The following is an 11,478-nucleotide window of genomic DNA, read 5'->3' on the forward strand; positions in this document are numbered from 1 at the left end:
CGGGCGGCGGCCTCGCCGCGGGCACGGCGCTCCTCGCGCGCGATCGCGGCGGCCCCGCGCTCGCCGGGCAAGTGCTGATCTACCCGATGATCGACGACCGCGACGCATCCGTCTCCACAGTCCAGGTCGACGGCATCGGCGTCTGGGACCGCACCAGCAACCTCACGGGCTGGAACGCGCTCCTCGGCGACCGCCGCGGAACCGACGACGTGTCGATCTACGCGGCACCGGCTCGAGCCACCGACCTCTCGGGCCTGCCGCCTGCGTTCATCGACTGCGGCAGCGTCGAGGTGTTCCGGGACGAGGATGTCGCGTACGCCACGCAGCTCTGGGCCGACGGCGTGCAGGCCGAACTGCACGTGTGGCCCGGCGGCTTTCACGGCTTCGACATGATGGCGCCGCACATCGCCATCTCGCAGGCGATGACCGCCGCACGCGACAACTGGGTGGGCCGAATCCTCGGGGCCTGACTCCCTTCGGCACGTGACCTCCCCCGCCACCTGAACCTCCCGCGGCCGCGAGCCCGCCTGCCCCATCTCGCGGCCGCGGGACGACACCGCTCCGAGCGGAGCGTAGGGTGAGTGCACACGCGCAATGGAGCCCGATCATGCAAGAACTCGTCGGCCGCCTGACGGCACTCGATCCCGAGGCGAGTGAGACCCTCAAGGTGGTCTCGTACTTCGACACGCTCGTCGGCGGCAGCGTGGGGCCCGAGGCGCTCGTGCGCGGCGCGGCCGTGCTGAGCGGAGCGGTGGCCGGGTATCGGTCGGGCGGCCGGGTCATCCGGGTCTCGCACGACGGCGTGCGCATGGCGGATGCCGCAGCCGACGACCCCACGTGGCCGAGTCACGACGTCGGCCCCGACGCCGACGTCTGGATCGAGCGCGTGGGTGCCCCGCATGCGAACGACACGATGGTCGTGGAGCGCCTCGCCATCGCGATGGCGATCACCCTCGCACGGCGGGCGCCGGCCGCCGAGGGTGCCGTCGAGGTCGCGGTGAGCTCGGCCGCGACCGCCGAGGAGCGCGCGGTCGCCCTGTCGCGACTCCGGCTCGACGCCACGCCGCTCGTGCGGGCCGTCGCGCTTCCCGCCGATTCCATCGCCGCTCCCGAGGGGCCGTCGTCGATCGTCGCGACCGCGCACGGTCTCGCTCGCGCGGTGCTCGTGCGCGACGCTCCGACGCTGGCTCCCGGCATCCGCGCCGGCATCGGCCTGCCCGTCGCCCCCGAACACCTGCCCGAATCGTGGTCGTCTGCGCTCATCGCGCTGCGGCTGGGCTCCGCCGACGAGCCCGTCGTCGATGCGACCGAGCTCGGCGCCGTGCTGCTCGTCGCCGAGGCCGCCGAGGGACGGGCGCACCGGCATCCGGATGCCGCGGCCCTCGCCGAACTCGACCCGCGATCACTCGAGACGCTCGACGCGCTCGCCGACACCGGCAGCGTGCGTGCCGCCGCAGCGCGGCTCGGCATGCACCACTCGAGCGTGCAGGCCCGCGTGGCCGGGTTGGCGACGACGCTGGGATACGACCCGCGCACGCCGCGCGGTCGCACGCGGTATGCCCTCGCGCGGGCGCTCCTCTCGCTCGGCGGCCCAGAGCTCGGCTGATCGCGCCCGCGGTCAGCCATCGGGGTGGCCACCGTAGCTGCGGAGCTTGTACTCGGTGGTCACGAGGGCGAGCGTGAGTTCGCGCAGCTGCCGCCGAATGCGATCGCGCTGGGCGAGCATGATCTCGCGCCGCTCGCCTTCGGTCTCGGCGCCTCGTTCGACGAGGGCGATGTAGCGCTTGAGATCCTGCATGGTCATGCCCGACATGCGCATCCGGGTGAGGAAGACGAGGCGGCGCAGATTGAGTGCGGAGTATTCGCGGTAGCCGGCGCTGTTGCGGCCCGGCCGCACGAGGCCTTCCTGCTCGTAGTAGCGCAAGGTGTGCGGTGAGAGGCCGACGAGCGCGGCCGCTTCGGCGACGCTCTTCGGCGAGTCGTCGGGCGCGAACGTGGAGTCGTCGAGCGCCTGGAGCGCGTCGATGACACCTTCGAAGGCGTCGCTCTCGGTCGTGTCGAGCAGCCGCTCGATCAGCTCGTTCGTAGCCATCTGCACACCATAATCCGCGCAGTGTCGCCGTCAGAAGGCCCGCACTGCGGGCGCGACGCCGGGGAAGTCGGCGGACTCGCTCAGCGAAGCCCAGTGCCGCACCTCGTCGAGGGAGCGCTGGTAGGCGGACGACAGGTTGCGCACCGCCTCGGCTCCGAGCGGCAGGCGCAACGGCGCATCCGGCGCGTCGAGCACTTGGCGGATGATCGACGCCGCCCGCACCGGGTCGCCCTCCTGGATGCCGTCGGCCTCCGCCATGTTCACCCGCACGGCGCCGATCACTTGGTCATACTCGGCACTCTTGGCCGCGGTCCGCAGCACCTCGCCGGCGTTGAACTCGGTACGGAACCGGCTCGGCTCCACGATCAGCACCCGGATGCCGAACGGGGCGACCTCCCCGGCCAGCGCCTGCGACCAGCCCTCGAGGGCGAACTTGCCCGCCGAGTAGCTGCCGACCGCGGGGAACGACATCCTGCCGCCTTGGCTGCTCATCTGCACGATCGCTCCCGATCCGGCGGCGCGCAGGTGCGGGAGCACCGCGCGAACGAGCGCGGCAGGACCGAACAGGTGCTGCGCCAGCATGTCCCGCAGTTCTGCGTCGCTCACCTCCTCGGCGGCGCCGACCTGACCGGCGCCGGCGTTGTTCACCAGCACGTCGACGCGGCCGAAGTGTTGGATCGCACGGTCGACCACCTCTGACGCCGCATCCGTGTCGCGGACGTCATGAGCGAGCGGCAGCAGTCGTGCCGGGAACCGTTCGCGGAGACCGTCGAAGCGCTCGAGCCGCCGCGCCGTGGCGACGACGTGCTCACCCGCTTCGAGGGCCGCCTCGACCAGTGCCCGGCCGAGGCCGGAGCTGCCGCCGGTGATGATCCACGTCTTCTGCGACTCGTGCGACTCGTATCCGTTCATGTCCTCGACGCTACGGATTCGAGTGCACTCGAAGGCAAGCCCCTGTTTCACTGGTTTCGCTAACGTACGAGATACGCACCCCTCGTCAGGAGAGTCCCCATGTCATTGATCCGGCGACCAGTTTCGGGTTCTCGGCACCTCGCCACGCGCAAAGCCGGCCGATGAGCGCCTCCGTCGCGGCCGCCTGGCTTCTCATAATGTTGCCGATCGCGTTCAACGCTGCGTTCGCGGCCCTGGCCGTGAAGTTCGACTATCCCGACATCCTGCGCCGACCGACGGAGGAGATTCTCGAACGGTTCCGCACAGGCGGCTCCGGCCTCGTGCTGATCTGGTGGGCGTTCGCCATGACCGCGGTCCTGTTCGCGCCACTCGCTGTGCTCGTCTCCGGTGCGCTGCCCCGCGCCGACGCGACGCTCCTCGCCGTGGGAACCGCCGTCGGCGTGCTCGCGGCGGCTGTGCAGTTCCTGGGGCTGATCCGCTGGCCGTTCCTCGTGCCCTACCTTGCCCGCGCCGCTGCCGAGCCCGACGCCACTCCGACGCGCAAGGAGGCGATCGACGTCGTCTTCCAGGCCTTCAACCGGTATCTCGGGGTCGCCGTCGGCGAGCATCTCGGCTTCCTCCTCACCGGTGCGTGGAGCATCCTGGTCGGCGCCGCCGTCATCCAAGACGCTCATCTTCCCGTGTGGCTCGGCGTCGCCGGAATCGTCATAGGAGGCGTCCTCGCCGTGTGCTCGCTCGAGTTCGTCGGCCCGTTCGAACGCACGGGTTGGAAGCTCGCCGCAACGCTCACCCCCACCACGTACATCGTCTGGTCGCTCTGGCTCGTCGCGACCGGCATCACGCTGCTGGTGCTGTGACCGGGCGCTAGGGCGCGGCGACTCGGGCCCGGTCGCCGGCCACGAACAGTGCGCCGACCACGATGAACAGCCAGGCTCCCGACACCGGCAGCAGGCTCGCGCAGAAGACGCCCCAGATGGCCAGTATCCAGCCGAGCACACCCGGCACCCGGTTGCCCTGCCGGGCGGAGAACACCACGAGGATCCCGAGCGCGAGCAGCGGCACGGCGAAACTGCCCGGGGTGATCCAGAACGCCTCGGCGAACCGAAGCTGCTCAGCGCTCGGCCGCAGCGTCACCGTGCCCCACCAGCCGGCCGAGGCGATGTCTCGCCAGACATCCGCTCGCGCGATGGACGTCAGCACCAGGTGGATCACACTGCCGCCGATCGCCACCCAGCCGCCGGCCGCAGTGAGGCCGGATCTCTTCACGTCACGTTGTGCTTCGGTCGCCGTCATGGTCTGATCCTCGCAGGGCGATCGCAGCGAACGAACACCCGTTCGGAGGATGCGCCTGTCGTCGCGCGCACGCGCAGGCCCATCCAGGTCAGACGATGGATGCCGCGACGCCCGCTTGCCCGAGCCCGGCGCGATCGAGCGCCTCGATGCCGCCGTTCACGAACGCCGTCACCGCGTCGAGCGTGGCGTCGACGCCGAGGATGCGCGAGTGGCCGGCGCCCTCGGTGACGAGCAGTCGTGAGCGCTCGCCGTGGGCGGCGTGCAGCCGAGTTCCTTCGCTCGCCGCCACCTCGCGATCGCCGCGATCGTGCACGACGAGCAGCGGCACCCCGGCCGGGAGCGGCGTGGCCACGGCGTCGAACCGCGCGTAGGGATCCTGCCGGTCGGGCATGACGATGCGCGCGAACTCGCGAGCGAGCACGTCGGCGGTGGGCGCGCTGAGTCCCAGGCGGCCGGCGAACGAGTCGACGAGGAAGCGGGCATCGGCCATGCCCGAGATCGCCACGACGCCGCCGGTTGCCAGTCCCTCGCGCACCGCGGTGAGTGCTGCGAGCCCGCCGAACGAGTGGCCGATCACGGCGCGGAACCTGCCGTGGCGTGACTGCAGCGCCTCGATCGCGGCGAGGTAGTCGCGGATGTCGGTGCGCCGGCCTCTCGACTCCCCGTTCGCCGGCGCATCGAAGGCGACGAGTCGGTACCCCTCGGCCCGGAGCTCCCGCACGATGGGCGCGAACTGGGCGGCGCGGCCGCGCCATCCGTGCACCAGCAGCACGGTCTCGGGGCCGTGGCCCCATTCGTAGGCGGCGACGTCGCGGCCGCGAACGTGGAGTGAGCTGCGGGCGGCCGACTCGTGCACCGCGCGCTCGCCGGGGCGAACCGGCAGGGCGGGCCCCACCTTCTTGAAGAGTGGAAGCGCCAGTCGTGCCGCGACCTCGGGCGAGACGCGATCGGCGGCGCGGATGGCGGCGAGCGTTGCGGTCAGGGCGGGGTGCATGAGTGTCTCCGATCCGGGAAGCGAGTCGCGCCGAGGTGCGAATGCTCAATCAATACGAACGGTCGTACGTACACTATACGAACGATCGTGCGTAAACTGAAGGGCATGGACGAAATCGACGGTCGGCGATTGCGCGGCGACGCCTCACGGCGCGCCGTGCTCTCACGTGCCGCCGACCTGGCTTCCGTCGCAGGACTCGACGGGCTCTCGATCGGACGGCTCGCAACGGACGCGGCGGTGAGCAAGAGCGGGGTCGCGACGCTCTTCGGCAGCAAGGAGCGCTTGCAGCTCGCCACGGTCGAAGCTGCACGCCAGCGTTTCGTCACCTCGGTGATCGAGCCCGCACGTGCAGAGCCGCGCGGTCTCGGCCGAATCGTCGCGCTCCTCGACAACTGGATCGCCTACTCGCGCGACCGTGTCTTCCCGGGCGGCTGCTTCTTCGCCGCCGCGGCGGCCGACTTCGATTCGAAGCCGGGCGATGTGCGCGACGCCCTCGAGCGCGCGCTCGACGACTGGAGCGGCTACCTCGCCGCCTCGTTCCGCTTCGCGATCGAGCTCGGCGAGCTCCCGGCGCTCCACGATCCCGAGCAGCTCGCCTTCGAGTGCACCGCACTCCTCGACGCGGCGAACACCCGTTCGATCATGCACGGGTCGAACACGCCGTACCGATTCGCGCGCATCGGCGTCGCCGATCGCCTCGCATCACTCGGCGGGTCGCCCGACGTGATCGCGCGACTGCGCGACGTCGACGACGAGGCGGTTGCACGCCCCGGTGGTTGAGTAGCGCCGGGCGAAGCCCGCCGCGTATCGAAACCACCAGTCGTACATGGTGGTTTCGATACGGCTGCTTCGCGGCCTACTCAACCACCGGGGGTCAGTGCTCCACTGCCTGCGGGGGCAGCGCGGCCACGACGGGGTGGTCCTTGGCGATCAGGCCGACCTTCGCGGCGCCGCCGGGCGAGCCGAGGTCGTCGAAGAACTCGACGTTCGCCTTGTAGTAATCGGCCCACACGTCGGGGAGGTCGTCTTCGTAGTAGATCGCCTCGACCGGGCACACCGGCTCGCAGGCGCCGCAGTCGACGCACTCGTCGGGGTGGATGTAGAGCGAGCGCTCACCCTCGTAGATGCAGTCGACCGGGCACTCGTCGATGCACGCGCGATCCTTGACATCGACGCAGGGCAGCGCGATGACGTACGTCACGAGCCGACCAGTGCGCCGTCGCGGGAGATGCCGACCTGCTCGTCGCGGGGCACGACCTTCACGCGCTCGCGGACGAACGCGTCGGTCTCGCCGAGGGCGCGCTCGTGCGCGTCGAGCGCGAGCCAGCCCTCCCACGTCGTGTAGTGGACACCGCGGTCGTCGAGCAGCTCGAGGAGCGCATCGGGCTCGGCGACCGTCGGGGCGGGCAGCGCGTCGCGGTCCTCGATGAGGTTCGCGATCGTCTCCATCGCGTCGCCCTTCGTGTGGCCGATGAGGCCCACGGGGCCGCGCTTGATCCAGCCGGTCGCGTAGAGGCCGGGCACGGGCGAGCCGGCGGCGTCGAGCACGCGCCCGCCGTCGTTCGGGATGACGCCGTTGCGTTCGTCGAACGGCGCTCCGGGCACGGGCGAGCCGTAGTAGCCGACCGCGCGGTAGACGGCCTGCACCGGGTAGTCGACGAACGTGCCGGTGCCGACGACGGCGCCCGATCCGTCGCCGACGGGGGCGTTCCGCTCGAAGCGCATGCCCTCGACGCGTCCTTCGCCGAAGATCTCGACGGGCGTGTGGAAGAAGTGCAGGTGCAGCCGGCGCGAGGCGCTGCCCACCTCACGGGTACGCCAGCTCTGGAGCGTGCGCAGCATGACCTTGATCTGGTTGTTCGCAGCGGACGCGGCATCCACGCCGGCGAAGTCCTCGTCGGAGACGACGATGTCGACATCGGGCACCTCGCCGAGCTCGCGCAGCTCGATCGGGGTGAACTTCACCTCGGCGGGACCGCGACGGCCGAAGACGTGCACGTCGGTGACGGGCGAGCCCTCGAGGCCCGCGTAGACGTTGGCCGGGACATCCGTCGACCGCAGGTCTTCGGGGTGCTTCGCGAGCACGCGGGCCACGTCGAGTGCGACGTTGCCATTGCCGATCACGGCGATGTCGGTCGCGTCGAGCGGCCACGTGCGCGGCACGTCGGGGTGACCGTCGTACCAGGCGACGAAGTCGGCCGCGCCGTAGGAGCCGGGCAGGTCGACGCCCGGGATGTCGAGGTCGGCGTCGCGGATCGCGCCCGTCGCAAGGATCACGGCGTCGTAGTGCGCGTGCAGCTCGTCGAGCGAGATGTCGCGGCCCACGGTGACGTTGCCGATGAGGCGGATGATGCCGGCGTCGAGCATCTCGTGCAGCGAGTTCACGATGCCCTTGATGCGGGGGTGGTCGGGCGCCACGCCGTAGCGGATGAGTCCGTAGGGGGCGGGCAGCGACTCGAAGAGGTCGATCGCGACCTCGCCGCCGCGCTCTCGCACGGCATTGTTCAGGATGTTGCCGGCGTAGATCCCGGCGGGGCCGGCTCCGACGATCGCGACGCGAAGGGTCGGGAGGGTCATGGCTGTTGTGCCTTTCGATTGGAGATGGCCTCGGGGGCGTAGGGGCTGAGGGTGACGACATCGCCGACGACGATCACTGCAGGAGAGCGGATGCCGCGGTGCGCTGCCTGCACCGCGATCGTCTCGAGCGTGCCGACCGTGACCCGCTGGCCGGGTCCGTACCCATCTTCGACGATCGCGACTGGGCAATCGCCTCCGCGCTCGCCGCGGGCGAGGGTGGCTGCGGAGTTCGCAAGGGTGTTCATGCCCATGAGCAGCACGACCGTGTGGTCGCGGCCGCCACTGAGCTCGCGGAGCTGCTCGTGGCCCGTGACGACGCTGAAGGCGGTGGCGAGGCCGCGGTGGGTGAGCGGGATGCCCGCGATCGCCGGCACCGAGATCGCGCTCGTGATGCCGGGCACGACCTCGACGTCGATGCCCGCGGCGCGGCAGTGGGCGACCTCTTCGCTGCCGCGGCCGAACACGTAGGGGTCGCCGCCCTTCAGGCGCACGACGCGCTTGCCCTCGAGGGCGAGCGACACGAGCAGTTCGTTGATGCCGTCTTGCGGCACCGGGTGGTGGCCGGGGAGCTTGCCCACGTCGATGATCTCGGCGTGCAGGGCGACACCCTCGGCTGTGAGCCCGTCGAGCACGCCGCGCGCACCGAGCCGGTCGGCCACGATGACGTCGGCGGCCTCGAGGGCGCGGAGGCCGCGGATCGTGAGCAGGCCGGGGTCGCCCGGTCCGGCGCCGACGAGGGTCACGCGGCCCGGGATGACGGCGCTCACTTCGCACCCGCCACGAGGAGGCCCCGGCGGCGCAGCATCCGCCGCTCGAGGGGGGCGAAGAACGCGAGCTCGATCAGGATGCCGATCGCGAGGATCACGAGGATCGTCGCGAGCACGCCGCCGAGGTCGGCGAGTTCGCGGCTCTGATCGAGCATCGACCCGAGACCGAAGCCGATCGTGCCGCCGGTCGCGATGATCTCGGCGGCCATGAGCGAGCGCCACGAGAACGCCCAGCCCTGCTTGAGTCCGGCAACGTAGCCGGGCAGGGCGGCAGGCAGTACGACGAGCGTCGCGAGCCGGCCGGGCCCGGCCCCGAGAACGGTGCCAACGCGGCGCAGTTGCGGCGGCACCTGCTCGACGCCTGCGATGAGTCCGTTGACGATCGACGGCGTGGCGCCCATGAGCACGACGAAGTACACCGTGGCATCCGTGAGCCCGAACCAGAGGATCGCGGCCGGCACCCACGCGACCGACGGCAGCACCTGCAGACCCGAGATGATCGGCCCGATCGCGCGGCGCAGCGGCTTCACCTCGGCCAGTAGCAGCCCGAGCGGCGTGCCGACGACGACCGCGATGAGGAAGCCGAACACGCCGCGCTCGAGGCTCGTGAGGACCGCGAGCTGCAGGCGCCCGGCCTCCCACGCGTCGCCGATCGCGGCCGCGACGGCCAGCGGGCTCGGCACGATGTCGGGCCGCGGCTGCGCGATCACGACGTAGAGCTGCCACACGGCGATGAGCGCGACGACGAAGACGATCGGGGGCAGGACGCTCGTCGTGAAGCGATTCCACGCGCTCGGGGCGCGTTCTGGGTCGGTCTGCAGTCGGTCGAGGCCGGCCTCGAGGCTGCGGAAGTCCTCGTGGTCCGAGGGTCGAGTAGGCAGCGAAGCAGCCGTATCGAGGCCCGGCACGGATGCCTCGCCGGCGGAGTCGGGTCTCGATACGCGTCCGGCTTCGCCGGGCGCTACTCGACCGGCGGTCTTTGCGAGTGTCGTGTCATGCGGCATTTCGGCGGATCTCCTTTCGGAGCTGCTCGGTGATCTCGATCGAGAGCGCCGCGACCTCGGGCGACTCGATGCGGCGGCCGGCGGTCTCGGCGATGCGCCATTCTCCGGCGACACGGCCTGGCCGGCTCGAGAGCAGTACGACGCGCTGCCCGAGGCGCGCGGCCTCGCGCACGTTGTGCGTGACGAACACGATCGTGCGGCCGGTGCGGCGCCACACCCGCTCGAGCTCCTCGTGCAGGAGGTCGCGCGTGATCGCGTCGAGTGCAGCGAAGGGCTCGTCCATGAGGAGCACGGGCCGGTCCTGGGCGAGAGCGCGCGCGAGGGCGACGCGCTGGCGCATGCCGCCCGAGAGCTCGTGCGGACGCTTCTCGGCGGCATCCGCGAGGTTCACCGTGTCGAGGAGTTCGAGTGCCTCGCCCCGGCGGGCCGCGCGGGGCACCCCGCGCAGGCGCAGCGCCAGCTCGACGTTCTGCCGGGCGGTGAGCCACGGCATGAGCGCCGACTCCTGGAACATCACGGCGGCGCCCTCGGCCGGCACGTCGATGCTTCCCGTCGTGGGTCGGTCGAGACCCGCGATGAGGTTCAGCAGCGTCGACTTGCCGCAGCCCGAGGCGCCGAGCAGGCAGACGAACTCACCCGCCTCGACCGTGAGGTTCACGTCGTCGAGCACGAGCGGCCCGGCGCCGAAGCGCTTGCCGAGCTGCTCGATGCGGATGGCCGTCTGCCCGCTCATGTGGTGCTCCTACTCCTGGCCGAGGCCGCCGGCCGAGACCGGCTCCCCGCCATCGGACTCGAGGAGGCCGTTCAGCAGGCGCAGGTCGAAGAGCCCGTCGATCGAGCCGTCCTTCTGCGTGCCGGCTGCAAGGCCGTTCTTCACGAGGGTCTCGAAGGTCTCGGCGTGCGGGTCGACCGAGAAGGTCACGTGCTCGAGCGCGCGGGTGATGACCTCGTCGGCGAGCGGCTTGCCGGTCTCGGCCTCGATCGACGCGTTGATCACGGCAGGCGCCTCATCGGCGTGGTCGCCCAGCCAGGCGACGGAGGCCACGTGGCCCTCGAGCAGCGCCTCGACCGTCTCGGGGTGCTCGGCCAGGAACTCGGCACGCACGAGCAGCACCGTCGTCGGGAACGCGCCGTCCTCCCACAGGTCGGCCTCGTCGACGAGCACGTGAGCGCCCGCGTCGACGATGAGACGGGAGACCCATGGCTCGGGCAGCCAGGCGCCGTCGATTCCGCCCTGCTGGAACAGGGTGAGGGCCTGGGCGTTCTCGGTCGGCGTGATGTGCACGTCGCCGCCGCCCGTGGTGTCGGTCTCGAAGCCCTCGTCGGCGAGCCACGAGCGCAGCGCCACGTCTTGCGTGTTGCCGAGCTGCGGCGTCGCGAGCGTCGTGCCCTCGAGGTCGTCGACCGAGTCGATACCCTCGCGCACGACGAGTGCCGCACCGCCGGTGGCCGCGCCGGCGACGATGTGCGCCGACTGGCCTGCCGACTGGATGAACGTGTTGATCGACGGGTTCGGGCCGATGTACGTGGCATCGATCGCGCCGGCCGAGAGGGCCTCGATGGCCGCGGGGCCGGCGTTGAAGACCTGCGTCGTGAGCTTCGTCTCGCCGAGTGCGTCGGTGAAGAGGCCCTCCTCGAGCCCCACGAGCGCGGGCGCGTGGGTGACGTTCGAGAAGTAGCCGAGGCGCAGCTCGTCGGCGGGCCCGGTCGAGGCAGCGGCATCCGCCTCGGAGGCCTCGCCCGCGGAGGCGGAGCAGCCCGCGAGCATCATCGCAGCCACTCCAAGAGCGGTGATCGTCAGGGTGGTGCGGGTGGTTCGAATGTTCACGGTTGTCGCCT

The 11,478-nt window shown here is 71.1% G+C and carries 14 protein-coding genes; 4 read left to right on the forward strand and 10 right to left on the reverse strand.

The features are described from left to right. A partial coding sequence (locus ESP51_RS07095; RefSeq protein WP_164990450.1) for an alpha/beta hydrolase fold domain-containing protein occupies window positions 1–470 on the forward strand: 470 nt, incomplete at its 5' end. Window positions 471–607: 137 nt separating this feature from the next. Next, on the forward strand, window positions 608–1,606 hold the full coding sequence (locus tag ESP51_RS07100) for a helix-turn-helix domain-containing protein (protein ID WP_129520206.1): 999 nt from the start codon (window positions 608–610) through the stop codon (window positions 1,604–1,606). A gap of 12 nt (window positions 1,607–1,618) precedes the next feature. Here ESP51_RS07100 and ESP51_RS07105 read toward each other — a convergent pair whose 3' ends face one another. Next, on the reverse strand, window positions 1,619–2,092 hold the full coding sequence (locus tag ESP51_RS07105; protein ID WP_129520207.1) for a MerR family transcriptional regulator: 474 nt from the start codon (window positions 2,090–2,092) through the stop codon (window positions 1,619–1,621). Window positions 2,093–2,122: 30 nt separating this feature from the next. After that, window positions 2,123–3,004, reverse strand: a complete 882-nt coding sequence (locus tag ESP51_RS07110; RefSeq protein ID WP_129520208.1) for an SDR family NAD(P)-dependent oxidoreductase — start codon at window positions 3,002–3,004, stop codon at window positions 2,123–2,125. A gap of 161 nt (window positions 3,005–3,165) precedes the next feature. On the opposite strand from ESP51_RS07110, the gene ESP51_RS07115 reads away from it, so the two are divergent. Beyond that, window positions 3,166–3,861 (forward strand): DUF4386 domain-containing protein, encoded by a 696-nt coding sequence (locus ESP51_RS07115; RefSeq protein ID WP_129520209.1) that lies wholly within the window; start codon window positions 3,166–3,168, stop codon window positions 3,859–3,861. Window positions 3,862–3,868: 7 nt separating this feature from the next. Here ESP51_RS07115 and ESP51_RS07120 read toward each other — a convergent pair whose 3' ends face one another. Continuing rightward, window positions 3,869–4,297 (reverse strand): DUF6463 family protein, encoded by a 429-nt coding sequence (locus ESP51_RS07120; RefSeq protein WP_129520210.1) that lies wholly within the window; start codon window positions 4,295–4,297, stop codon window positions 3,869–3,871. Between the two features lie 88 nt (window positions 4,298–4,385). Beyond that, window positions 4,386–5,291, reverse strand: a complete 906-nt coding sequence (locus ESP51_RS07125; protein ID WP_129520211.1) for an alpha/beta hydrolase — start codon at window positions 5,289–5,291, stop codon at window positions 4,386–4,388. Window positions 5,292–5,396: 105 nt separating this feature from the next. Between ESP51_RS07125 and ESP51_RS07130 the strand changes: the two genes are divergently transcribed. Further along, window positions 5,397–6,071: a TetR/AcrR family transcriptional regulator gene (locus ESP51_RS07130; protein WP_129520212.1), complete on the forward strand. Its 675-nt coding sequence runs from the start codon at window positions 5,397–5,399 to the stop codon at window positions 6,069–6,071. A gap of 94 nt (window positions 6,072–6,165) precedes the next feature. On the opposite strand, the gene fdxA is transcribed toward ESP51_RS07130, so the two are convergent. From fdxA to ESP51_RS07160, 6 genes are read right to left on the reverse strand one after another with little or no spacing between them, the layout of a single operon-like run. Further along, the gene (gene fdxA / locus ESP51_RS07135; protein WP_129520213.1) at window positions 6,166–6,492 is read right to left on the reverse strand and encodes a ferredoxin; all 327 of its coding nucleotides are present in this window, start codon (window positions 6,490–6,492) and stop codon (window positions 6,166–6,168) included. Further along, a complete protein-coding gene (locus ESP51_RS07140; RefSeq protein ID WP_129520214.1) occupies window positions 6,489–7,868 on the reverse strand; it encodes an FAD-dependent oxidoreductase in 1,380 nt (459 codons plus the stop codon). Before ESP51_RS07140 ends, fdxA begins: the two co-directional genes overlap by 4 nt. After that, window positions 7,865–8,635 carry a uroporphyrinogen-III C-methyltransferase gene (cobA, locus tag ESP51_RS07145; RefSeq protein WP_241843030.1) on the reverse strand — a complete coding sequence of 257 codons (771 nt, stop codon included), beginning with the start codon at window positions 8,633–8,635 and terminating at the stop codon, window positions 7,865–7,867. The genes ESP51_RS07140 and cobA overlap by 4 nt, the downstream gene beginning before the upstream one ends. Next, complete coding sequence (locus ESP51_RS07150) at window positions 8,632–9,639, reverse strand: ABC transporter permease (RefSeq protein WP_129520215.1); 1,008 nt, start codon at window positions 9,637–9,639, stop codon at window positions 8,632–8,634. The genes cobA and ESP51_RS07150 overlap by 4 nt, the downstream gene beginning before the upstream one ends. Continuing rightward, window positions 9,629–10,372: an ABC transporter ATP-binding protein gene (locus tag ESP51_RS07155; protein ID WP_129520216.1), complete on the reverse strand. Its 744-nt coding sequence runs from the start codon at window positions 10,370–10,372 to the stop codon at window positions 9,629–9,631. The genes ESP51_RS07150 and ESP51_RS07155 overlap by 11 nt, the downstream gene beginning before the upstream one ends. A 9-nt stretch (window positions 10,373–10,381) precedes the next feature. Beyond that, window positions 10,382–11,467 carry an ABC transporter substrate-binding protein gene (locus tag ESP51_RS07160; RefSeq protein WP_241843031.1) on the reverse strand — a complete coding sequence of 362 codons (1,086 nt, stop codon included), beginning with the start codon at window positions 11,465–11,467 and terminating at the stop codon, window positions 10,382–10,384. Between the last annotated feature and the right edge of the window lie 11 nt (window positions 11,468–11,478).

Origin of the sequence: Agromyces albus (assembly GCF_004134825.1) — a bacterium.
In the GTDB taxonomy this organism is placed as follows: Bacteria; Actinomycetota; Actinomycetes; order Actinomycetales; family Microbacteriaceae; genus Agromyces; species Agromyces albus.